The 23,333-nt window shown below is 72.8% G+C and carries 19 protein-coding genes; 17 read left to right on the forward strand and 2 right to left on the reverse strand.

Annotated features, from left to right (window positions below; genetic code table 11):
• Window positions 1–65: 65 nt before the first annotated feature.
• The 4 genes from pepN (at window position 66) to OHS33_RS12355 (ending at window position 6,523) form a co-directional block, all read left to right on the forward strand.
• Complete coding sequence (gene pepN / locus OHS33_RS12340; protein ID WP_330330439.1) at window positions 66–2,654, forward strand: aminopeptidase N; 2,589 nt, start codon at window positions 66–68, stop codon at window positions 2,652–2,654.
• 297 nt (window positions 2,655–2,951) lie between these two features.
• A complete protein-coding gene (gene hemC, locus OHS33_RS12345) occupies window positions 2,952–3,887 on the forward strand; it encodes a hydroxymethylbilane synthase (protein ID WP_330330440.1) in 936 nt (311 codons plus the stop codon).
• A gap of 273 nt (window positions 3,888–4,160) precedes the next feature.
• Window positions 4,161–6,260 (forward strand): 4-alpha-glucanotransferase, encoded by a 2,100-nt coding sequence (gene malQ, locus OHS33_RS12350; RefSeq protein WP_443065288.1) that lies wholly within the window; start codon window positions 4,161–4,163, stop codon window positions 6,258–6,260.
• 20 nt (window positions 6,261–6,280) lie between these two features.
• Window positions 6,281–6,523: a hypothetical protein gene (locus OHS33_RS12355; protein ID WP_330330442.1), complete on the forward strand. Its 243-nt coding sequence runs from the start codon at window positions 6,281–6,283 to the stop codon at window positions 6,521–6,523.
• A gap of 137 nt (window positions 6,524–6,660) precedes the next feature.
• Here the strand turns inward: OHS33_RS12355 and OHS33_RS12360 are convergent, their stop codons facing one another.
• Window positions 6,661–7,149: a MarR family winged helix-turn-helix transcriptional regulator gene (locus OHS33_RS12360; protein WP_330330443.1), complete on the reverse strand. Its 489-nt coding sequence runs from the start codon at window positions 7,147–7,149 to the stop codon at window positions 6,661–6,663.
• A 104-nt stretch (window positions 7,150–7,253) separates the two neighbouring features.
• Here OHS33_RS12360 and OHS33_RS12365 point away from each other — a divergent pair, with 104 nt between their 5' ends.
• From OHS33_RS12365 to OHS33_RS12380, 4 genes are all read left to right on the forward strand, one after another.
• The gene (locus OHS33_RS12365; RefSeq protein WP_330330444.1) at window positions 7,254–8,549 is read left to right on the forward strand and encodes an MFS transporter; all 1,296 of its coding nucleotides are present in this window, start codon (window positions 7,254–7,256) and stop codon (window positions 8,547–8,549) included.
• A 77-nt stretch (window positions 8,550–8,626) separates the two neighbouring features.
• Window positions 8,627–9,568 (forward strand): EamA family transporter, encoded by a 942-nt coding sequence (locus OHS33_RS12370; RefSeq protein WP_330330445.1) that lies wholly within the window; start codon window positions 8,627–8,629, stop codon window positions 9,566–9,568.
• A gap of 35 nt (window positions 9,569–9,603) precedes the next feature.
• The gene (locus OHS33_RS12375) at window positions 9,604–10,548 is read left to right on the forward strand and encodes a DMT family transporter (RefSeq protein WP_330330446.1); all 945 of its coding nucleotides are present in this window, start codon (window positions 9,604–9,606) and stop codon (window positions 10,546–10,548) included.
• Between the two features lie 10 nt (window positions 10,549–10,558).
• Window positions 10,559–11,470 (forward strand): LysR family transcriptional regulator, encoded by a 912-nt coding sequence (locus OHS33_RS12380; protein ID WP_330330447.1) that lies wholly within the window; start codon window positions 10,559–10,561, stop codon window positions 11,468–11,470.
• 288 nt (window positions 11,471–11,758) lie between these two features.
• Here the strand turns inward: OHS33_RS12380 and OHS33_RS12385 are convergent, their stop codons facing one another.
• Window positions 11,759–12,295, reverse strand: a complete 537-nt coding sequence (locus OHS33_RS12385; protein WP_330330448.1) for an HNH endonuclease — start codon at window positions 12,293–12,295, stop codon at window positions 11,759–11,761.
• Between the two features lie 305 nt (window positions 12,296–12,600).
• Here OHS33_RS12385 and OHS33_RS12390 point away from each other — a divergent pair, with 305 nt between their 5' ends.
• From OHS33_RS12390 to OHS33_RS12430, 9 genes are all read left to right on the forward strand, one after another.
• Complete coding sequence (locus tag OHS33_RS12390) at window positions 12,601–13,665, forward strand: mechanosensitive ion channel family protein (protein ID WP_330335022.1); 1,065 nt, start codon at window positions 12,601–12,603, stop codon at window positions 13,663–13,665.
• Between the two features lie 183 nt (window positions 13,666–13,848).
• On the forward strand, window positions 13,849–15,078 hold the full coding sequence (locus OHS33_RS12395) for an ROK family transcriptional regulator (protein WP_330330449.1): 1,230 nt from the start codon (window positions 13,849–13,851) through the stop codon (window positions 15,076–15,078).
• 148 nt (window positions 15,079–15,226) lie between these two features.
• Window positions 15,227–16,564: an extracellular solute-binding protein gene (locus OHS33_RS12400; RefSeq protein WP_330330450.1), complete on the forward strand. Its 1,338-nt coding sequence runs from the start codon at window positions 15,227–15,229 to the stop codon at window positions 16,562–16,564.
• Window positions 16,565–16,570: 6 nt separating this feature from the next.
• Complete coding sequence (locus OHS33_RS12405) at window positions 16,571–17,518, forward strand: carbohydrate ABC transporter permease (protein WP_330330451.1); 948 nt, start codon at window positions 16,571–16,573, stop codon at window positions 17,516–17,518.
• A 1-nt stretch (window position 17,519) separates the two neighbouring features.
• Window positions 17,520–18,431 carry a carbohydrate ABC transporter permease gene (locus OHS33_RS12410; RefSeq protein WP_443065289.1) on the forward strand — a complete coding sequence of 304 codons (912 nt, stop codon included), beginning with the start codon at window positions 17,520–17,522 and terminating at the stop codon, window positions 18,429–18,431.
• Between the two features lie 2 nt (window positions 18,432–18,433).
• The gene (locus OHS33_RS12415; RefSeq protein WP_330330452.1) at window positions 18,434–19,699 is read left to right on the forward strand and encodes a 6-phospho-beta-glucosidase; all 1,266 of its coding nucleotides are present in this window, start codon (window positions 18,434–18,436) and stop codon (window positions 19,697–19,699) included.
• The gene (locus OHS33_RS12420; protein ID WP_330330453.1) at window positions 19,690–20,709 is read left to right on the forward strand and encodes an N-acetylglucosamine kinase; all 1,020 of its coding nucleotides are present in this window, start codon (window positions 19,690–19,692) and stop codon (window positions 20,707–20,709) included. Before OHS33_RS12415 ends, OHS33_RS12420 begins: the two co-directional genes overlap by 10 nt.
• Window positions 20,710–20,890: 181 nt before the next feature.
• Window positions 20,891–22,288: a hypothetical protein gene (locus OHS33_RS12425; RefSeq protein ID WP_443065290.1), complete on the forward strand. Its 1,398-nt coding sequence runs from the start codon at window positions 20,891–20,893 to the stop codon at window positions 22,286–22,288.
• Between the two features lie 5 nt (window positions 22,289–22,293).
• Complete coding sequence (locus OHS33_RS12430; protein ID WP_330330454.1) at window positions 22,294–23,328, forward strand: glutamate ABC transporter substrate-binding protein; 1,035 nt, start codon at window positions 22,294–22,296, stop codon at window positions 23,326–23,328.
• Window positions 23,329–23,333: the final 5 nt, after the last annotated feature.

The following is a 23,333-nucleotide window of genomic DNA, read 5'->3' on the forward strand; positions in this document are numbered from 1 at the left end:
CGACGCGGTGAAGGTGTCCACATGGAAAGATGGCCGGGCAACGTCACCATCGAAGGAGATGCCGCGTGCCTGGCACGAATCTGACCCGTGAAGAAGCCCAGCAGCGCGCGAAGCTGCTGACCGTCGACTCGTACGAGATCGATCTCGATCTGAGCGGCGCGCAGGAGGGCGGCACCTTCCGGTCCGCGACCACCGTGCGCTTCGAGGCGGCCGAGGCCGGCGCGGAGACCTTCATCGACCTGGTCGCACCGTCCGTCCGCGAGGTCGTGCTGAACGGCACCGCGCTCGACGCCGCCTCCGTGTTCGAGGATTCCAGGATCGCGCTGCCGGGCCTGCTGGCCGGGCAGAACGAGCTGCGCGTCGTCGCCGACTGCGCCTACACCAACACCGGTGAGGGCCTGCACCGCTTCGTCGACCCGGTCGACGAGCAGGCGTACCTGTACACCCAGTTCGAGGTGCCGGACGCCCGCCGCGTCTTCGCGAGCTTCGAGCAGCCCGACCTGAAGGCGACCTTCCGGTTCACCGTGACGGCCCCCGAGGGCTGGACCGTGATCTCGAACTCGCCGACGCCCGAGGCCGCCGACGTCAAGGACAACGTCTGGCGCTTCGAGCCGACCCCGCGGATCTCGACCTACATCACCGCGCTGATCGTCGGCCCGTACCACGCCGTCCACAGCTCCTACGAGGGCGCCGACGGCCAGTCCGTCCCGCTCGGCATCTACTGCCGCCCCTCGCTCGCCGAGTTCCTCGACGCGGACGCGATCTTCGACGTGACCCGGCAGGGCTTCACCTGGTTCCAGGAGAAGTTCGCCTACGACTACCCCTTCGCGAAGTACGACCAGCTCTTCGTGCCGGAGTTCAACGCGGGCGCGATGGAGAACGCGGGCGCGGTCACCATCCGCGACCAGTACGTCTTCCGCTCGAAGGTGACGGACGCGGCGTACGAGGTCCGCGCGGAGACGATCCTCCACGAGCTGGCGCACATGTGGTTCGGCGACCTCGTCACCATGGAGTGGTGGAACGACCTGTGGCTGAACGAGTCGTTCGCCACCTACACCTCCATCGCCTGCCAGGCCTACGCGGAGGGCTCGAAGTGGCCGCACGCCTGGACCACCTTCGCCAACTCCATGAAGACCTGGGCGTACCGGCAGGACCAGCTGCCCTCGACGCACCCGATCATGGCCGACATCCGTGACCTGGACGACGTACTCGTCAACTTCGACGGGATCACCTACGCCAAGGGCGCCTCGGTCCTCAAGCAGCTCGTCGCCTACGTCGGCACGGACGAGTTCTTCAAGGGCGTGCAGGCTTATTTCAAGGCGCACGCCTTCGGCAACACGCGCCTGTCCGACCTGCTGGGCGCCCTGGAGGAGACCTCCGGCCGCGACCTGACCACCTGGTCGAAGGCATGGCTGGAGACCGCGGGCATCAACATCCTGCGCCCGGCCATCGAGACCGACGCGGACGGTGTCATCACCTCCTTCGCGGTCCGCCAGGAAGCCCCCGCGCTGCCCGCGGGCGCCAAGGGCGAGCCGGTCCTGCGGCCGCACCGGATCGCGGTCGGCTTCTACTCGATCGACGAGGCCAGCGGCCGGCTGCTGCGCGAGCGGCGCGTCGAGATGGACGTGGCCGCCGCCGAGCTGACGGACGTACCGGAGCTGGTCGGGCACAAGCGCCCCGACGTCGTCCTCCTCAACGACGACGACCTGTCCTACGCCAAGGTCCGCCTCGACGAGCAGTCCCTGGCCACGGTCACCGCGCACCTGGGCGACTTCGAGGCCTCGCTGCCGCGCGCGCTGTGCTGGGCCTCGGCCTGGGACATGACGCGTGACGGCGAGCTGGCCACCCGCGACTACCTCGCCCTCGTCCTGTCGGGCATCGGCAAGGAGTCGGACATCGGTGTGGTGCAGTCCCTGCACCGCCAGGTGAAGCTGGCCATCGACCTGTACGCCGACCCGGCCTGGCGCGAGGAGGGCCTCGCGGTCTGGACCGAGGCCACCCTGGAGCACCTGCGCGCGGCTGCCCCCGGCAGCGACCACCAGCTCGCCTGGGCCCGCGCCTTCGCGGCGACGGCCCGCACCGAGGGCCAGCTGACGTTCCTGTCGGCGCTGCTGGACGGCAACGCGGAGATCGAGGGCCTGGCCGTCGACACCGAGCTGCGCTGGGCGTTCCTGGAGCGGCTCGTCGCGACCGGCGTGCTCGGCGAGGCGGCCATCGTGGCCGAGCTGGAGCGGGACAAGACCGCGGCGGGCGAGCGCCACGCGGCGACCGCGCGTGCGGCGCGGCCGACCGCCGAGGCGAAGGCCGAGGCCTGGGCCTCGGTCGTCGAGTCCGGTGACCTGCCGAACGCCGTGCAGGAGGCCGTGATCGGCGGCTTCGTGCAGACCGACCAGCGCGAGCTGCTGGCGCCGTACGCCGAGAAGTACTTCGCGGCGGTCAAGGGCGTGTGGGACTCGCGCAGCCACGAGATCGCGCAGCAGATCGCGGTGGGTCTGTACCCGGCGCTCCTCGTCTCGCAGCAGACGCTGGACGCGACGGACGCGTGGCTGACGACGGCCGAGCCGAACGCGGCGCTGCGCCGCCTGGTGTCGGAGTCCCGCTCCGGCGTCGAGCGCGCCCTGCGCGCCCAGGCCGCCGACGCGGCCTCCGCGTAACCCGGCGGGCCCGCCCGGCCCGGCCCCCACCGCCCTGCGGTGCGGCCGGGCCCCGGGCGGGCCCCCTTGCGCCTCCGGCGGGCCCTCAATCGCCGGGCGGGCTGGATGCAGCCCCGCCGGCGTTTGAGGCGCGGGTCCGGCCGGAGCCCGGTTCCGCCTCCGGCGGGCGGCGGGCCGCCCCTCGATCTCGACTTCCTCGAACGCCTGCCCGACGCTCCCAACTTCCATGCCATACCCACGAGATGGGCCTCATGGCTTGTGGTCGGCGCCCGTATCTGACGGTCTATCGTGGGAGGCATGTCCACCCCTGAACTCGTGCGCATCGTCTCCCGGGACTCCCCCATGGCCCTCGCTCAGGTAGAGCGCGTGCGCCAGGCACTGGCCGCGCTCTACCCCGGCACCGCCACCGAAGTGATCCCCGTGAAGACGACCGGGGACAAGTGGATGGGTGACCTGGCAGCCGTCGAGGGGAAGGGGGCGTTCACGAAGGAGGTCGACGCCGCGCTCCTGGACGGAACCGCGGACCTGGCCGTGCACTGCGTGAAGGACATCCCCGCGGACAGGCCCCTCCCGGCCGGCACCACCTTCGCCGCGTTCCTGGCGCGCGACGACATCCGCGACGCCCTCATCCACCCCGCAGGGCTCACCCTGGACGAATTGCCCGCCGGTACTCGGATCGGAACATCATCGGTCCGCCGGATCGCACAGCTCGCCGCCTCACACCCCCACTTGGAATGTGTGCCCATCCGGGGCAACGCGAACCGGCGGCTCGACAAGCTCGCCGTCGGCGATGCGGACGCCCTCCTCCTCGCCGTGTCCGGGCTGGAGCGGATCGGCCGCCGGGACGCAATCACCGAGATCCTGTCCGTCGAGACGATGTGCCCGCCGATCGGCGCCGGCATCCTCGCCCTCCAGTGCCGCGAAGACGACACCGCCCTGATCGAAACCGTGAGCGCCCTCGGCGACCCCGCCACACACCGCGAGGTCACCGCCGAGCGCATGCTCCTCCATGTCCTCCAAGGGCACTGCAACTCCCCGATCGCCGGATACGCGACCACCGAACGCACAGGTGAACTCGCCCTGTACGCGAAGGTGTTCACGCCGGACGGCAAGACCGTGTTGCGCGCCCACGAGTGGGCCGGCCCGCTCGACCCCGCCACCCTCGGCACCTCCGTAGCCGTCGCCCTCCTGCGCCAAGGTGCCCGGGAGCTGATCGACGGCATCGCTCACTGACCAACGGGTTGTCAGCCCCGCCCGGGGGCACCTCCCAGCGTTGGCTGGGGGAGTTTGAGGCGCGGGTGACCGAGGCGCGGCTCGTGGGGCCTCCGGCGGGCCCTCAAACGCCGGCGGGGCTGAATTCAGCCCCGCCCGGGGGCACCTCCCAGAGTTTGAGGCGCGGGTCCGGGCGGAGCCCGGTTCTGGGCGGTGGCGGCCAGGAATGCGGCACGGCCGGATGGGTAGGGCTGCGGTGTTCCCCGTAACGAGCCGAGCCCGCGCGTCGTCAGCATGCGAGGAGCACCCAGCGAAGGGATACGCATGGACCAGGCCCTCGCCCGGCTCGCCGCCCACCACGGAGTCGCCACCTCCTACCACCCCTCCGAGGGCGTGACCGTCCAGGTGCCGGAGCGGACCGTCGTGGCCGTGCTCGGCCTGCTCGGTGTCGACGCCCGCGCCCCCGAGGACGTACGCGCACAGCTCGCCCGCGCCGAAGCGGAGGCGGCGCGGCGGCTGCTGCCGGTCACCCTGGTCCACTGGACGGGCGCGCCGCCGCCCCCGGCGCTGGCCGCACTGCCGTCGGGCACCGCGGTCCGGCTGGTTGCGGAGGACGGCGCGACATCCGCGTGGGAGACCGGGCCGCGGGGCCCGCTCCCGGCGGCCGGGCTGCCGCTCGGGGTGCACCGGATCACGGTCACCCGGCCCGACGGCCGGACCGGCGAGGCCACCTTGATCGTGGCCCCGGACCGGGCCCCGGCCGCGCCGGAGCGCGCCCACGGCCTGCTGGTGCAGCTCTATTCGCTGCTGTCCGAGGACTCCTGGGGCATGGGCGACCTCGGCGACCTCGGGCATCTCGCGCGCTGGGCCGGGCGCACCCACGGCGCCGGGTTCATCCAGGTCAACCCGCTGCACGCGGCCGTCCCCGGCACCCCGACCGACCCCTCGCCCTACCGGCCTTCCTCGCGCCGCTTCCCGGACCCGGTCCACCTGCGGATCGAGGACCTCCCCGAGTACGCCGCCTGCCCCGACCGCGAGGCGCTGGACGCGCTGTCCGCACGGGGCGCGGAGCTGCGCCGCCAGGTGCTGGAGAAGGACGCGCTGATCGACCGGGACGCGGTGTGGGCCGTCAAACGGGCCGCCCTGGAGCTGCTGTACGCCGTTCCGCGCGACCGGGACCGCGAAGCCGCCCTGGAGGCGTTCCGCGCCGAGGGCGGTTCCGCGCTGGCCCGGCACACGGCCTGGTGCGCGCTGGCGGAGCGGTACGGGGCCGATCCCGCCGGCTGGCCCGAGGACGCCGTAGCGGAGCCCGGGGTCCAGGAAGCCCAGGCCTTCCACCGCTGGCTCGCCTGGCTGACGGACGCCCAGCTCGCCGACGCCCAGCGCGGCGCCCGGGAGGCGGGCATGACGGTGGGCATCGTCCACGACCTCGCGGTGGGGGCGCACCCCGAGGGCGCCGACGTCTGGGCCGAGCCCGCCGCGTACGCCACCGGCGCCTGCGTCGGCGCCCCGCCCGACGCGTTCAACGCGCGCGGCCAGGACTGGGGCCTGCCGCCGTGGCGCCCGGACCGGCTCGCCGCCTGCGGCTACGCGCCCCTGCGCGATCTGCTGCGCGGGGTGTTCCGCTATGCGGGGGCGCTGCGGATCGACCACGTCATGGGTCTGTTCCGGCTCTGGTGGATCCCCCGGGACACCCCGCCCGCGGAGGGCACGTACGTCTCGTACGACGGCGAGGCCATGCTCGCGGTCCTGGTGCTGGAGGCCCACCGGGCCGGGGCGCTGGTCATCGGCGAGGACCTCGGGACGGTGGAGCCGGGGGTCCGCGAGGCGCTCGCCCGGCGCGGGGTGCTCGGCACCTCGGTGCTGTGGTTCGAGCGGGACTGGGCGGGCGACGGCGCGCCGCTGGCTCCGGCGCGGTGGCGCGCGGACTGCCTGGCCACCGCCACCACCCACGATCTGCCGCCCACCGCCGCCAAACTGGCGGGCGGTCACGTCGAACTGCGCGACCGGCTGGGCCTGCTGACCCAAGCGGCGGAGCGGGAGCGGGCCGAGGACGCGGCCGACACGGAGGAGTGGCTGGCCGTACTGGACCGGCTCGGCCTGGACACCAAGGGCGAGGAGGCCGCCGTACGGGCCCTCTACGGGTTCCTGCTGCGCACCCCGGCCCGGCTGGTCGGGGTGTGGCTGCCGGACGCGGTGGGCGACCGGCGGCCGCAGAACCTGCCGGGGACCTGGGACCAGTACCCCAATTGGCGGCTCCCGGTGGCCGACGCGGCCGGACGGCCACTGACGCTGGAGCGGCTGACCGCCTCGCCGCGCGCGAACGCCCTGCTGAGCGCGGTGCGGGAGGGCGCGCACCCCCGTACGGCACCCCCGGGCGCGCGCGCCGTTTAGGTGTTCGCTACGTTTGCACCGTGGACAAGAAGAACGCTCTGCGCGCCGGCGCCGTCACGGCCGGAACGACGCTGATGATGCTGCTGATGACGTCTCCCGCGCTCGCGGCGGCCCGCGACGACGGTGACGACCCGGGCAAGGGCCTGAGCATTGCCGAGACGCTCGGCCTGTTCGTGGCCGCGCCGATCGTGCTGTTCCTGGTCATCGCGGGTCTCGTGATGGTCGGCGACAAGTCGCGCAAGCCGCAGGACCAGCAGGGCTGACCCCGCGGGGTCGGACCCCTCAAGGCTTCCGGGGCGCCGGAGGTCCGCAGTAGCCCGGTACGTGACGCATGACGCGCGATGCGTGATGCGTGACGTACCGGTGAACTGTGGACCTCCGGCGCCCTTTCGGCGTTCCCTCAGAGGCCGCCGAGCAGCTTGCGGAGCAGCGCGGTGAGGACGGCGACCTCCTCCTCGTCCAGGCCGTTCAGGCCCGCGCGCTGGACCTCCAGCCCGGCGGTGACCGCCTCGTCGATGAGGGCGAGGCCGCGCTCGGTGATCGTCACCTGGAGCCCCCGCCGGTCGTGCGGATCGGGGCTGCGGACGAGCAGCCCGGCCTTCTCCAGCTTGTCCAGCCGCCCGGTCATGCCGCCCGTGGTGAGCATGAGCGTGGCCGAGAGCTGGCGCGGCGAGAGGGTGTAGGGCTCGCCCGAGCGGCGCAGGGTGGCGACGACGTCGAACTCCCCGCGGGAGATTCCGTAGCGGGCGTACGTCCGGTCCATGGCATCGCCCATGGCCCTGCTGATCCGGTAGATCCGGCCGAAGACGGCCATGGGGGTCACGTCCAGGTCCGGGCGGACCGCGTTCCACTGGTCGGCTATCGCGTCGACCGCGTCCTTTTCGCTCATGTGTGAAGTATCCCGAGTCCCCTCGATTGATCGCAAGAAACTTGCTTGACGAAAAGTAGCTTAGAGGTAAGCTACTTCCTAACAACCTACTTGGGGGAGCAGAGATGTCGGCGAAGCGGCGGCGGGTGGCGGTGGAGCGGGTCGCGGGCGAGCGCGAACTGCTCGTGGCGGCGGGGATCAACGCGGTCGGGATCGGCATGTTCATACCGTTCACGCTGGTCTTCTTCCACCACGTCACCGGCCTCTCCTTCGCCTCCGTCGGCATGGTGCTCACCGTCACCGGCCTCGCCGGGCTGGCCCTGATGCCGCTGGCGGGCGTGGCCGTCGACCGGTTCGGCGCCAAGCCGGTCGTCCTCGTCCTCTACGCGATCCGGACGCTCGGCTTCCTGCTCTACCCCCTCGCGACCTCGCTGCCCGCCTTCGCCGCCGTCACCCTGTTCACCGCCCTCGCCGACCGCTCCTTCTCCCTCGTCCAGCAGTCGCTGATAGGCGAAGTGGCGCGCGGCGGGGCCCGGGACCGGCTCCAGGCCTCCCTGCGCGCCCTGCAGAACGCCGGGATGGGCGCCGGGGCGATGATCGTCTCCGGCGTACTGGCCCTGTGGGGCGCGGACGGCTTCTCCTGGACCGCCTGGGCCAACGCCCTCGCCTTCGCGGCGGCCGGACTGCTCGTCAGCCGGGTCCGCCCGGTCCGCGGCCTCGCCGCGGCGCCCGAGCGGGCCGCGGGGCGCCCGGCCGCCGGGTACCGGATGGTGCTGCGCGACCGCCCCTTCCTCGGCCTGACCGCCGCCAACTTCCTGACCGCCCTCGGCTACTCGGCCCTCTCGGTCCTCTTCCCGCTGTACATCGCCACCTGGCTGCGCGGCCCCGACTCGCTCACCGGCGCCGCCTTCACCCTCAACACCGTGCTGTGCGCCGGAGCGGGCGTCCTGATCGCGAGCCGGGTCCGCCGCTCCGGCGCCCGCCGGACCCGCTCGGCCGCCCTCGGGGCCCTGCTCTTCGCCGCCGCCTTCACCGGCCAGATCGCCCTCGGCACCGTCCGCCCCGGCTCGACCGGTCTGCTGATCGCCCTCATGGCGATCGTGGTCGTCTACACCGTGGGCGAGCTGGTCCACAGCCCCTCCGGCGGCGCGCTCTCGGTCTCCGCCGCCCCCGAAGCGGTGCGCGGCCGCTACCTCGCCACCTACCAGCTCTCCTACTCGCTCGCCGGCGCGCTGGCGCCCTCCCTCTTCACCGCCCTGCTGGACGTCGACGGCCGGCTGCCCTGGGCCGTGCTCGCCGTCGCCGCGCTCGGCGCCGCCGCGGCCCTGGTCCGCCTGGAGCGGCACCTGCCCGCCGAGGCCGTCCACGCCGAGCCCCCGGTCCCGGCCACCGCCGCGGCCCCGGCGGCCGTCGCCGCCTGAACCCCGCACTCCGCCCGCCCGTCGCCCGTACGCCCGCACCTCGCCCGTACGCCCGTACCTCACCCGAGGAGTCCGCCATGAAGCGCCTCGCCACCGTCGCCCTGACCGCCCTCGCCCCGATCTCCTGGGGCTCCACCTACGCCGTCGCCACCGAACTGCTGCCCCCCGACCGGCCCCTGTTCACCGGGGTGATGCGGGCCCTGCCCGCCGGGCTGATGCTCATAGCCGTCGCCCGGATCCTGCCCAAGGGCGCCTGGTGGTGGAAGTCCGCCGTCCTGGGCGCACTGAACATCGGCGCCTTCTTCCCGCTGCTGTTCCTCGCCGCCTACCGGCTGCCCGGCGGGGTCGCCGCCGTCCTCGGCTCGCTCGGCCCGCTCGTCGTCATCGGCCTCGCCGCCCTACTGCTGGGGGAGAAGGCCAGTACGAAGGCACTGCTCGCTGCGATCGTGGGCGCCTTCGGGGTCAGCATGGTGGTGCTCAAGGCCGGAGCCGCGCTCGACCTGGTCGGCGTACTCGCCGGCATCGCCTCCTCCGTCTCGATGGCGGCCGGAACGGTCATGACCAAGCGCTGGGGGCGCCCGGAAGGCGTCGGCCCGCTGGCCCTGACGGGCTGGCAGCTGACCGCGGGCGGGCTGCTGCTCCTGCCCGTCGCCGCCCTGGTCGAAGGCGCCCCGCCGGCCCTCGACGGCAAGGCCTTCCTCGGCTACGGCTACATGATGCTGATCAACACGGGGATCGCGTACTGGCTCTGGTTCCGCGGGATCGGCCGCCTCACCGCCACCTCCGTGACCCTGCTCGGCCCGCTGTCGCCGCTCACCGCCGCCGTCATCGGCTGGGCCGCCCTGGGACAGTCGCTCTCGCCGGTCCAGGTGACCGGGATGACGATCGCCTTCGCCGCGACGATCGTGGGCCAGCTGCCGGGCCGCACTCCGCGCAAGCCCCAGGAACCGTTCAGTATTAGTGAACAGAATGATCGAAACATTTCGATGGACCTGGGCAATGGGCAGGTGCGACGGTAACCCCACGACACCTACACCCCAGGGGGAGACACACAGTGGCCGTCATGGACCGCGTCCGTACCGCTCGCACTGCTCGTACCGCTCGTACGGAGGCACAGCAGGGCGGCGGCAAGAAGGGCGCCGCCGGGCTCGGCGTGCTCCTCGCCCTGACCGCCACGGTCGTCTGGTCCGGCAGCTTCGTCGCCACCCGGGACATGGCGGGATCCGTCCCGCCCGTCCAGGCCGTCTTCTGGCGCTGGATCATCGCGATCCTCGCCGTCGCCCCCTTCGCCGCCCGCCAGGCCTGGCGGCAGCGGGCCCTGATCCGCCGCCACTTCGGCTTCCTCGCGCTCGCCTCGCTGCTCGGCATAGCGATGTACAACACCCTGGTCCACCAGGCCGGACTGACCACCCCCGCCGGCACCATGGGCATGATCATGGCGGCCTCGCCGGTCATCATGGCCGTCTACTCCCGCATCGGCGGCGAGAAGCTGGGCCCGCGCCGCACCGGCGGCATGCTGCTCGCCGCCTTCGGCGTGCTGCTCCTCGTCGGCGACGGCTCGCTCGGCTTCGACTTCGCCCCCGGCGACCTGTGGATGTTCGCCGCCGCCCTGTCCTTCGCCTCGTACAGCGCCCTGCTGCGCCGCAAGCCCGCCGAGATCAGCGGCCCCGCCTTCCTGCTGACCACCTTCGTCCTCGGCGCCCTGATGCTCGCCCCGGTCTACGCCGTGTCCCTCTCCGTCCAGGGCGGCTTCGACGTCCGCGCCGGCACCGTCGGCCCGCTGCTCTACGTCGGGATCTTCTCCTCCGCCGTCGCCTTCTTCGCCTGGAACAAGGCCGTCTCGATGATCGGCGCGGCCCGCGCGGGCGTCGTCTACTACCTCCAGCCGGTCTGCGTCGCGATCCTCGGCTTCCTCCTCATCGGCGAACAGACCAGCCTGACCAAGCTGCTGTGCATGGGCCTGATCCTGGGCGGTGTGACGCTGGGTGCCCGCCGGTAGGTTCGGTCCCATGCACGACTGGGACATCAAGAAGCTGCGGATCCTGCGGACCCTCGCCGAACGGGGGACCGTGACCGCGACGGCCGAGGCGCTGACCATGACGCCCTCGGCCGTTTCGCAGCAGCTGACCAACCTCGCCAAGCAGCTCGGCGTGACCCTGCTGGAAGCGCAAGGGCGCCGGGTCCGGCTCACCGACGCCGCGCACCTGGTCCTGCGGCACACCGAAGCCGTCTTCGCCCAGCTGGAACGGGCCGACGCCGAACTCGCCGGATACCTCGCCGGGGAAGCGGGCGAGGTCCGGGTGGGCGCCTTCTCCACCGCCGTCCCCGCGCTCGTGGTCCCCGCCGTCGCCGCGCTGCGCACCAGCCATCCCGGGATCGAGGTCCGGGTCCGGGAGGCGGAGGCCGCCGAGGCGTACGAGCTGCTCTCCGCCGGGTCGGTGGACCTGGCCCTGTCCCTCGCGGCCCACGCCCCGACCGCCCGCGACCCCCGGTTCACCCGGATCCCGCTCTTCGCGGACCCCCTGGACGTGGCGCTCCCGGCCGACCACCCGCTGGCCGACGCGCCCGGGCTGCGGCTCGCGGACCTCTCCGGCGAGCGGTGGATCTTCGGCGGCAGCGGGCCCTGGTCCGAGATCACCCGTACCGCGTGCGAGGCGGCGGGCTTCGTCCCCGAACAGGCCCACTCGGCCGCCGGGTGGACGGCGATCCTGGCCATGGTCGAGGCGGGCATGGGCGTGGCCCTGGTCCCGCGGATGGCGGTCACCCGCCGGGCCTACGACGTCGCGGTGCGGGTCCTGGCGGCCGACCGCCCCGCCCGGCACGTCATCGCGGCGCTGCGCCGCGGCGCCGAAGCCGCCCCCGCGGTGGCCCGCGTCCTGACGGCCCTCCGCGAAGCCGTGCCTCAATCGCCGGCGGGCTGACAGATGGCGCAGCCAAACCCAGCCCGCCCGGCGATTGAGGGCCCGCCGGAGGCCCCACGAGCCGCGCCCCGGTCACCGGCGGCGCCGACGCGCACCCCCGGGCTCCGCCCGGACCCGCGCCTCAAACGCCGGCGAGGCTGAGAGTGGCGCCCCGGGGGCGAGATGGCGCGGCCATCTCCAGCCCGCCCGGCGTTTGAGGGCCCGCCGGAGGCGCCACGAGGCGCACCTCGGTCGCCGGGGGGCGGCACATCGAGCCCGCCCGGCGATTGAGGGCGCACGTCACCGAAGTCAGGACACCGCCACGCCGATGCGATCGAGCGCGTCCTCGGCCCCGTACGGCTGGAGGTACGGCATCCAGCACGGGTCCCGGTGCCCGGTGCCGATGATCCGCCAGGCCAGCCCGGACGGCGGCGCGGGCTGGTGCCGCAGCCGCCAGCCCAGTTCCAGCAGGTGCCGGTCGGCCTTGACGTGGTTGCAGCGGCGGCACGCGGCGACGACGTTGTCCCAGGCGTGCTGCCCGCCCCGGCTGCGCGGGATGACGTGGTCGACGCTGGTGGCGACGGCCCCGCAGTACATGCAGCGGCCACCGTCGCGGGCGAACAGGGCGCGCCGGGTGAGAGGAACGGGCCCCCGGTAGGGGACCCGCACAAATCGCTTGAGCCTGACCACGCTGGGCGCGGGGACGACTCTCGTCGAGCTGTGCAGGAAGGCGCCGGATTCCTCCAGGGAGACCGCTTTGTTCTCCAGGACGAGGACGAGCGCGCGGCGGAGCGGTACGACGCCGAGGGGCTCGTACGACGCGTTGAGGACCAGGACGTGCGGCACGGACTGCCTCCTTGTACGCCGGCGGCGCGTGGCTCGCGCCGGGACGATCTGCTTTCCAGTCTCTCCTTACCGCTGGTCGAAGCGCCACCACGCGCCCGTAACGGGTCGGAGGTGTTTTCGACCACATCGGGGCCGCCCCGGGAGCGGGTCCGGGGTGAGTCCGGTCTCTCCGCCGGAACACGGCAACGGGGTCGCGGGATTGCCCCGTTAGTGTGGTTGGTCTGCCCGCGCATCCCATCCCCCCGGCGGGCAGACCGCTATGCCTGGAGGTTCCTGCCGTGCCTTGGCCCGCCACCCCGTACCCGCTGGCCGACGACGTCCCCGCCGTCCCCCGCAACGCCGAGGAAGCCACCCAGAGCGTGAACAACGCCGCCGGTTTCATCCAGGAGAACTGGGCCGACTGGCTGTTCCTCGGTCTGAAGATCCTGCTGATCATCGTGATCGCGCTGGCCCTGCGCTCGGTGGTCCGCAAGTCGCTGACCAAGCTGATCGGCCGGATGAACCGCGGCGCGGAGGCCGTCGAGGGCACGGCCCTGGGCGGGCTGCTGGTCAATGCCGAGCGGCGGCGCCAGCGCTCCGAGGCGATCGGTTCGGTGCTGCGCTCGGTGGCGTCCTTCCTGATCCTGGGCACGGCCGGGCTGATGGTGCTCGGCGCCCTCGACATCAACCTCGGCCCGCTGCTGGCGAGTGCCGGTGTGGCCGGTGTGGCGATCGGTTTCGGTGCCCGGAACCTGGTGACGGACTTCCTGTCCGGCGTGTTCATGATCCTTGAGGACCAGTACGGCGTCGGCGACAAGATCGACGCGGGGGTGGCCTCCGGCGAGGTCGTCGAGGTGGGCCTGCGGGTCACCAAGCTCCGCGGGGACAACGGCGAGATCTGGTACGTCCGCAACGGCGAGATCAAGCGGATCGGCAACCTCAGCCAGGGCTGGTCGACGGCGGGCGTGGACGTCCAGGTCAAGCCGTCCGAGAGCCTGGACCGGATCCGCGAGGTGATCAAGGGCGTCTCGGAGACCATGGCGAAGGAGACGCCGTGGGACGAGCGGCTCTGGGGCCCGGTGGAGGTGCTCGGGCTGGACGAGGTGCTCCTCGCGTCGATGACCGTGAAGGTCTCCGCGAAGACGATGCCCGGCCAGCAGTTCTCGGTGGAGCGCGAGCTGCGCTGGCGGATCAAGGAGGCCTTCGACGACGCGGACATCCGGATCATCGGCGGGGTGCCCGCCGCGGAGGAGGAGACGGCCGCCGCGGACCCGTCGGCCGCGGTCGCCGCGCCGTCCGCGCTGGCGAACCCGGCCTCGCCGCAGTCGATGGCGACCACCCCGATACCGCCGCCCGCCACCGGTCCGGGGATGCCCCGCATCACCAAGTAGGCGCAAGCCGCGAAAGACGCAGCGGCGCAGGCCGCGAAGAACGCAGCGGCGCAAGCCGCCGAGGAGCGCGACCACCTTGCCCCCGCGGGCCGTTTTCCGCGGGGGCAACGCCATTGACATGGGCGGAAGGCTGATAGGAAACTTACCTAACAGTTCACACCTGCGTCAGGGAGAGAACACCCCATGGCCGGCATCATCCCCGGAACCCCCAGCCTGCTCCGCGCGATGAACGACCGCGCCGCACTGGATCTGCTGCTGGCCCACGGCCCCCTGTCCCGGACCCGCATCGGCCGTCTCACCGGGCTCTCCAAGCCCACCGCCTCCCAGCTGCTGGCCCGGCTCGAAGCCCGTGGGCTGGTCGTGGCCACCGGCACCGCCACCGGGCGCCCCGGCCCCAACGCCCAGTTGTACGCGCTCAACGCGCGGGCCGCCCACGCCGCCGGGCTCGACGTCACCCCGGGCCGCATCATCGCCTCCGTCGCCGATCTCGCCGGCGCGGTCGTGGGCAGCTGCGAGCTGCCCAACCCCGGCCCCGGCACCCCCGTCGTGGACCAGGTCACCCAGGCGCTCGGCGAAGCCGTCAAGGAGGCCGGGCTCCAGCGCTCCGACGTGCACCGCCTGGTGATCGCCACCCCCGGCTCCTTCGACCCGCGCACCGGGGTCCTGCGCTACGCCGACCACCTCCCCGGCTGGCACTCCCCCACCCTCCTGGAGGAGCTGGCGGCGGCGCTGCCGATGCCCGTCGAGTACGAGAACGACGTGAACCTCGCCGCGATCGCCGAGCAGCGCCTGGGCGCGGCCCGCGGTCACGAGGACTTCGTCCTGCTGTGGAACGAGGAGGGCCTCGGCGCCGCCCTCGTCATCGGCGGGCGGCTGCACCGCGGCTGGACCGGCGGCGCGGGCGAGGTCGGCTACCTGCCGGTGCCCGGGCGGCCGCTGCTGCGCCACGTGACCCGGGAGAACTCCGGCGGCTACCAGGAACTGGCCGGTGTGGAGGTGCTGCCCGGCCTGGCCGCCGGGCTGGGCCTGGAGATGCCGCGGACGCAGCCGCTCCCGCCGGGCACCCCGGGGCACGCCGCCGAGGTGGCCAGCGCGGTGGCGCTGCTGGAGCGGGCCGCCGCCGAGCCCGTGGGACCGCACCTGCGGCTGCTGGAGGCGTACGCCACCGCGCTCGCCACCGGTCTGGCCTCGCTGGTCGCCGTACTGGACCCGGAGATCGTGGTGCTCTCCGGGGCCGTGACCGCCGCGGGCGGGGACCGGCTGCGCGAGCTGATCGAGGCCGAACTCGCCGATCTCGCCCCCTCCCGGCCGCGGCTGGTGACCGGCGAGGTGCGCGAGCGGCCCGTCCTGCGGGGCGCGCTGGAGAGCGCGCTCGCCGCCACCCGCGACGAAGTGTTCGACACCTCCCGCTGAACCACCGCCCCGCTCTGCCCTGCCGTTCGTCCCTGCCGTTCCCTGCCGTTCCCTGCCCTTCCCTGCCCTTCCCTGCCGTTCCCTGCCGTTCCCCGCCCTCCCCGCTGAACCCCGACCGGTCGTTCCCCGCGCAGAGAGAGACACCGCCATGCCCGGACGCTCCCGCCGCCTGACCACCCTGGCGGCCGCACTCGCCGCGATATCCGCCCTGGCCACCGGCTGTACGGGCCAGAGCGGCGCCGCCGCCTCCGACGACCCCGGCAAGGAGGTCACGCTCAACTTCTGGCACGGCTGGAACGAGCCCCGCGAGGTCAAGGCCATCCAGGACAACATCGCGCGGTTCGAGAAGGCGCACCCGAACATCAAGGTCAAGGTCACCGGCAACATGACCGACGAGAAGATCAACCAGGCGCTGCGGGCGGGCGGCGCCAAGGCCCCGGACGTGGTGTCCTCCTTCAGCACCGACAGCGTCGGCAAGTTCTGCGCCTCGGGCGCCTTCGCCGACCTGAACCCCTTCCTCGCCAAGTCGGGCATCGACAAGACCAAGGTCATCCCCAAGACCCTGCTGGAGTACACCCAGTTCAACGGGAACCAGTGCACCCTGCCGCTGCTGAACGACGCCTACGGCCTCGTCTACAACAAGACCGCCTTCGCGGCCGCCGGGATCACGACGCCGCCTGTGACCTGGAGCGAGTTCGTCGCGGACGCGCAGACGCTCACCAAGCAGAGCGGGGACACCTACCAGCAGCTCGGCGTGATGCCCACCTTCCACGGGTACGAGACCACCCCGATGCGCCTCGCCGCGCAATGGAGCCCGGCGTACTTCGGCGCCGACGGGAAGTCGAACCTGGCCAAGGACCCCGCCTTCACCAAGATGCTGACCGCGCAGCAGGACCTGGTGGGCAAGCTGGGCGGCTACGACAAGCTGGAGAAGTTCCGCTCCACCTTCGGTGACGAGTGGAGCCCCGAACACCCCTTCCACAAGGGGCTGGTCGCCATGCAGATCGACGGCGAATGGCGGGCCGCCATGGCCAAGGCCGCCGGGGCCACCTTCGAGATCGGCACCGCGCCGATGCCCGTACCGGACGACCAGCGGGGCGACTACGGCAAGGGCTACCTGTCCGGCACCATCATGGGCATCGCCTCCGGCAGCGCCAAGCAGAACGCGGCCTGGGAGCTGGTGAAGTACATGACCACCGACACCGACGCGGTGGTCGCCTTCGCCAACGACATCCACAACGTCCCCTCCACGCTGGCCGCGCTGGACTCGCCGAAGCTCCAGGTCACCCCGGAGTTCAAGACCTTCCTCGACATCGCCAGGCACCCGAAGTCGAACACCACCCCGGCCCAGCCCGACGGCGGCACCTACCAGCTGACCTTCGCGGACTTCGCGTACGGCGTCGAGAAGGGGGCCGTGCCCGACCTCCAGGCCGGGCTCGCCAAGACCGACCAGCAGATCGACACGGACATCGCGAAGGCGAAGTAGCCCACGATGACCTCCCCGTCCTCACCCCTGCGCGCCAAGCGGCGCCGGTCCGCGCTGCGGACCGCGGCCTTCATGTCCCCGTGGCTGATCGGGTTCGCGGTCTTCTTCGCCTACCCGCTGATGTCCACGGTGTACTTCTCCTTCACGAAGTACGACGGCTTCCGTCCGCCGGTCCTCAACGGCCTGGACAACTGGTCGTACGTCTTCACCGACTCCCCGATGTTCTGGCCCGCGATGCGCAACACGCTGTGGCTGGTCGTGGTCATGGTGAGCTGCCGGGTGGTCTTCGGCCTCGGCATCGGCCTGCTCATCACGAAGATCAAGACCGGTGCCGGGATCTTCCGCACCCTGTTCTACCTGCCCTACCTGGCTCCGCCGGTCGCCGCGACCCTCGGCTTCGTCTTCCTGCTCAACCCCGGCACCGGGCCGGTCAACACCGGGCTGGAGGCGCTCGGGCTGCCCGCGCCCGGCTGGTTCACCGACCCCGACTGGTCCAAGCCCGCGCTGACCGCGCTGGCGCTGTGGGGGGTGGGCGACCTGATGGTGATCTTCATGGCCGCGCTGCTCGACGTACCGAAGGAGCAGTACGAGGCCGCGGAGCTGGACGGGGCCGGGTCCTGGGCGCGGTTCCGGCACATCACCCTGCCGAACATCTCGCCGATCATCCTGTTCGCGGTGGTCACCGGGGTCATCCAGGCCATGCAGTACTACACGCAGCCGCTGGTGGCGGGGAAGGTCGCGGCCGGGCAGATCGGCGGCTCGGGCCAGCAGGTCGAGCCGGGCTACCCGGACAAGTCCACGCTGACCCTGCCCCAGCTCGTCTACAACCTCGGCTTCCAGCGGGGCGACTACGGCACCGCCTGTGTGCTCGCGCTCGTCCTCTTCGCCCTCTCCATGGCCTTCACCGCGCTCCTGCTGCGGCGCCGTGGCGGACTGATCGGAACCGGTGACTGAGATGGCCGTGACCACCGACACGACCGCGCCGCGCGCGAAGGCCGCCCCGGCCCCCCGGGCGTCCGGACCGGCGGCGGCCCGCCACCGCCGCAAGGAAGCGCTGCACTGGGTCGCCGTGCACTCCCTCGGGGTGGCCGCCGCGCTCTTCTTCGTCCTCCCCTTCGTCTTCCTCTTCCTCACCTCGCTGATGAGCGACCAGCAGGCGCTCACCCGTGACCTGTGGCCGCGCACCTGGGAATGGGGCAACTACGCGAAGGTGTGGCACACCCCCGGGTTCCTCCTGTGGTGGCGCAACACCCTGCTGTACGCGGGGCTCGGGACACTGCTGACCGTGGTGTCCTCCGTGCCCGTCGCCTACGCCCTCGCCAAATTCCGCTTCCGCGGCCGGCGGCTCTCGCTGCTGCTGGTGATCTCGATGATGATGCTGCCGCCGCAGGTGGTGGTCATCCCCATGTACCTCTTCTGGGCCAAGCAGCTCGACCTGTCCGGCACCCTGTGGCCGCTGATCATCCCGATGGCCTTCGGGGACGCCTTCTCCATCTTCCTGCTCCGGCAGTTCCTGCTGACCATCCCGGACGAGTACCTCGACGCGGCGCGCGTCGACGGCTGCGGGGAGGTCCGTACGCTGCTGCGGGTCGTGCTGCCCATGGCCAAGCCGGGGATCGCCGCGGTCGCGCTGTTCCAGTTCTTCTGTGCCTGGAACGACTACTTCGGCCCGCAGATCTACGCCTCCGACAACCCGGCCGCCTGGACCCTCAGTTACGGCCTGGAGTCCTTCAAGGGCGCGCACCACACCAACTGGAACCTGACCATGGCCGCGACCGTGCTGGTCATGGCCCCTGTGATCGTCCTCTTCTTCTTCGCCCAGAAGGCGTTCGTCGAGGGCGTCACCCTGACCGGAGTGAAAGGCTAGAAATGAAACTCGCAGTGGTGGGCGGCGGTTCCACTTACACCCCCGAACTGATCGACGGCTTCGCGCGGCTGCGCGACACCCTCCCGATCGGTGAGCTGGTGCTGATCGACCCCGCCGCCGACCGGCTGGAGCTGGTCGGCGGGCTCGCCCGGCGGATCTTCGCCCGGCAGGGCCACCCCGGCACCATCACCACCACCTCCGACCTGGACGCGGGCGTCGCGGACGCGGACGCCGTCCTGCTCCAGCTGCGGGTGGGCGGGCAGGCGGCCCGGCAGCAGGACGAGACCTGGCCGCTGGAGTGCGGCTGCGTCGGCCAGGAGACCACCGGCGCGGGCGGCCTCGCCAAGGCCCTGCGCACGGTCCCGGTCGTCCTCGACATCGCCGAGCGGGTCCGGCGCGCCAACCCGGACGCCTGGATCATCGACTTCACCAACCCGGTCGGGATCGTCACCCGCGCCCTGCTCCAGGCCGGGCACAAGGCCGTCGGGCTGTGCAACGTCGCGATCACCCTCCAGCGGCAGTTCGCCTCGCTGCTCGACGTGGCTCCCGGTGAGCTGCACCTGGACCACGTCGGTCTGAACCACCTCACCTGGGAGCTGGGGGTGCGTCGCGGCGGCCCCGGCGGGGAGGACCTGATGCCCCGGTTGCTCGCCGAGCACGGCGACGCGGTCGCCGCCGACCTGCGGCTGCCGCGCGCGGTCCTGGACCGGCTCGGCGTCGTCCCCTCGTACTATCTGAAGTACTTCTACACCCACGACGAGGTGGTGCGGGAGCTGGGCGAGAAGCCCTCGCGGGCCGCCGAGGTCGCCGCGATGGAACGGGAACTGCTGGCGCTGTACGGCGATCCCGCGCTCGACGAGAAGCCCGAGCTGCTGGCCAAGCGGGGCGGGGCCTTCTACTCGGAGGCCGCGGTGGACCTGGCGGCCGCATTGCTGGGCCACGGCGGCAGCCCCGTACAGGTGGTCAACACGCGGAACAACGGGACCCTGCCGTTCCTCCCGGACGACGCGGTCATCGAGGTGCAGGCCCGGGTGGACCGCTCCGGTCCGGTGCCGCTGGCCGTACCCCGGCTGGACCCGCTGTACGCCGGACTGACCGCGCACGTCACGGCGTACGAGGACCTCGCGCTGGACGCCGCCCTGCGCGGCGGCCGCGACCGCGTCGCCAAGGCGCTGCTCGCGCACCCGCTCGTCGGGCAGTTCGACCTCGCCGAGGGGCTGACCGACCGGCTCCTCGCGCACAACAAGGAGCACCTGGCATGGGCGTGAGGGACACCGTGCCGAGGGACACCGTGCTGCTGGCCGTCGACGCGGGCAACAGCAAGACGGACCTCGCCTTCGTCGACGGGAGCGGCTCGGTGCTCGTCACCGCGCGCGGTCCCGGTTTCCGGCCGCAGGCGGTCGGCGTCGAAGCGGCCTTCGACGCGATCGCCCCGGCCCTCGACGAGGCCCGGGCGAAGGCCCGGCAGCTCGGTCTGCCGGTGGGCTCGGCCGGCCCGGTGGCCCACGTGTCGGCCTGTCTGGCGGGCGCGGACCTCCCGGTCGAGGAGCGGGCGCTGACCGAGGGCCTGCGGGCGCGGGGCTGGGGGCGGACCGTCGAGGTCCGCAACGACACCTTCGCCATCCTGCGGGCCGGCCTGGTGGGCAGCGAACCGCCGCTGGGCGTCGCGGTGGTGTGCGGCGCCGGGATCAACTGCGTGGGGATGCTGCCCGACGGGCGCACCGCCCGGTTCCCGGCGCTCGGGCAGCTCTCCGGCGACTGGGGCGGCGGGGGCGGCCTCGCCGCCGAGGCACTGTGGTGGGCGGCGCGGGCCGAGGACGGGCGCGGCGGTCCGACCGGGCTGGAGGAGGCCCTGCCGGGCCACTTCGGGCTGGGTTCGATGACCGAGCTGATCGAAGCGGTGCACCTGGGCGCGATCGCCCCGGAGCGCACCCACGAACTGGTCCCGGTGCTCTTCGCGGTGGCCGCGGCGGGCGACCCGGTCGCCCGCGCGCTGGTGGACCGGCAGGCGGACGAGGTGGTGGCGCTGGCCGCGGTGGCACTGGCCCGCCTCGACCTGCTGGACCGGGAGGCCCCCGTACTGCTGGGCGGCAGCGTCCTGGCGTCCGGTCACACCCGCCTCGGCGACCGCGTCGAGGAGGGCCTCGCCGTACGCGCCCCACTGGCCCGGGTCTCGGTGGTCACGGAGCCCCCGGTGCTCGGCGCGGCGCTGCTGGGCCTGGACGCGATCGGCGCGGCGCCCGACGCGTACGGAAAACTCCGTGCCCATTTCGGGTGAACCCGCCCCGGGCCGGGGCAACTCTGGAACCGTGGCGCCCGTAGGAACGTATTGAGGGTGAAGGGGTGCCGGTGGCGGGGTGAGGGGAGCGCGCCGTCAAGATCCAGCACCTGGTGCTGTGCTGGGCCGTCGTTGCGGCCATACTGCTCCCGAGCAGTCCACGACCGAGGGGGAGGTCACGGTGGCCATCACATCGCGCGCACCCGCGTCCGCGCCCGCAGCCACGCCCGGCGCCGCGGGGCCCGGGGGCGGCGGCCCGGCGCTGCCGGGGCGGCGCAGTGCGTGGGCGGAGGGCGTGGAGCGGCTGCGGGAGGCGGCGACCACCGAGCCCGGGCGGCTGCGGATCATCGGGGCGGCCCTGGCCGCCCTGGTGCTGCTGTTCGGGGTGGTGACCGTCTGGGAGATCTCGGACCGGTCCGGCGCTGCGGACGACGTCGTCGGCCGCAGCCAGCCGCTCAGCGCGGACGCGGCGAGCATCTACCGCTCGCTGGCGGATGCGGACACGGCCAGCTCCAGCGGGTTCCTCGCGGGCGGCCAGGAGCCGCGCGAGGTCCGCGAGCGGTACGAGAAGGACATCGCCAACGCCTCCCGGCTGCTGGTCAACGCGGCCGCCAACACCGGCGGTGACGAGGAGTCCCGCAAGGAGATCACCCTGCTCGGCGAGCAGTTGCCGCGCTACACCGGCCTGATAGAGCAGGCCCGGTCCACCAACCGGCAGGGGCTGCCGCTCGGCGGGGCCTATCTGCGGTACGCCAACGAGCAGATGAGCACCCAGCTGCTGCCCGCCGCGCAGCGGCTCTACCAGGCGGAGACCGCCCGGCTCTACCAGGACTACGACGACGCCCGCGCCTTCCCCGTGGGCTCGATCGCCACGGGCCTGCTGGCCATCGGGTTCCTGGTGTGGGCCCAGCGGCGCAACTACCGCCGCACGCACCGGGTCTTCAACCACGGGCTGCTCGCCGCGACGGCCGCCTCCACGGTGGTGCTGCTGTGGCTGGCCGTGGGGCACACCGTGGCGCGCACCGAGCTGAGCACGGCCCGCTCGGGCGGGCAGGAGTCGCTGAAGGTGCTCAACGACGCCCGGATCTCCTCGCTGCAGGCGCGGGCCAATGAGAACCTGACCCTGATCGCGCGGGGCGCCGTCCTCGCCGACGACAAGAAGTCCGACAAGTACGACGTCGACTTCGCCAAGGACATGAAGGACCTCGACGCGGGCCTCGCCCAGGCCGCGCGGCTCGCCGACGACGAGAGCGGCCGGACCCCCGTCGCGCACGCCGTGGACGGCGTCAAGCAGTGGAAGCAGCGGCACGCGGCCGCCCGGGAGACCGACAACAAGGGCGACTACGACCTCGCGCTGCCCCAGGTCATCGGGGGCAAGGACAGCAGCGGGGCGTCCTTCGACACCGTGGACGCCTCCCTGGAACAGGCGATCGCGCACGAACAGCGGCAGTTCACGAGCGCGGCCCGGTCCGGGCTCGGCGCACTGGGCGGTCTGGTCACGGGCGGGGCGGCCCTGGCGGTCCTCGGGGCCGCGGCCGCGCTGCTCGGTATCGGGCGCAGGCTTTCGGAGTACAGGTGATGCGGATGCGAGGGCGCCGGGTGGAGCGGAACGAGGGCGCGGGACCGGGACCGGTCCCGCGGCGGCTGCGCGGCTGGGGCGGGGTGAGCGCGATGGCCGCGGCCTGCGCGGTGACGGCCGCCGCCGTCCTGCTGCCGCTCGCCCAGGCCGCCCCGGAGCCGGGTCGCACCGGCACCGTCCACGAGGGCGCCGCCGCGCCCGCGCTGTCCCCGGCCGCCCCGTCCGTGGACGAGACCTGCCAGGACCCGGAGGCCAGCCTGCGCCCGCCGGGGGTGGACGGGGCGTCCATCGCCCGGATCAAGGCGGCGGGCAAGCTCGTCGCGGGCGTCGACCAGAACAGCTTCCGCTGGGGTTACCGCAATCCGGTCGACGGCAAGCTCGACGGCTTCGACATCGCCCTGGTGAAGGCCATAGCGAAGGACATCCTGGGCGACGAGAACGCGGTGATATACCGGGCGATCCCCACCAGCCAGCGCATACCCGCGCTGGTGGAGGGCCGGGTCGACATCGTCGTGCGGACCATGACCATCAACTGCGCCCGGCTCAAGGACGTCGCCTTCTCCACCGCGTACTTCGAGGCGGGCCAGCAGGTGCTGGCCCCCAAGGGCTCGCCCATCACCGGCTACGACGCCTCGCTCAAGGGCCGCAAGATCTGCACGGCGGCCGGTTCCATCGCCGAGAGCAAGCTCAAGGAGAACGGTTTCGGCTCGGTGTCGGTCACCGTTCCCAACCAGCTGGACTGTCTGGTCCGGCTCCAGCTCGGCGAGGTCGACGGGATCATCACGGACAACGCGCTCGCCGCCGGCCAGGCGGCGCAGGACCCGACGGTGCGCCTCGTCGGCTCGCCCTTCACCCGCGAGTTCTACGGGGTGGCGATGAACAAGGACGCGACCGATCTGGTGCGCCGGATCAACAAGGTGCTGGAGAACTACCGCGCGGGCGGCGACGGCAGCCAGTGGGAGAAGGCCTACCGCACCCACCTGGAGTCCGTGCTGCCCGGCATCCCGGGCCCCCCGGCACCCAAGTACCGGGACGGCTGAGCGCC

Source organism: Streptomyces sp. NBC_00536, assembly GCF_036346295.1.
Lineage (GTDB): Bacteria > Actinomycetota > Actinomycetes > Streptomycetales > Streptomycetaceae > Streptomyces.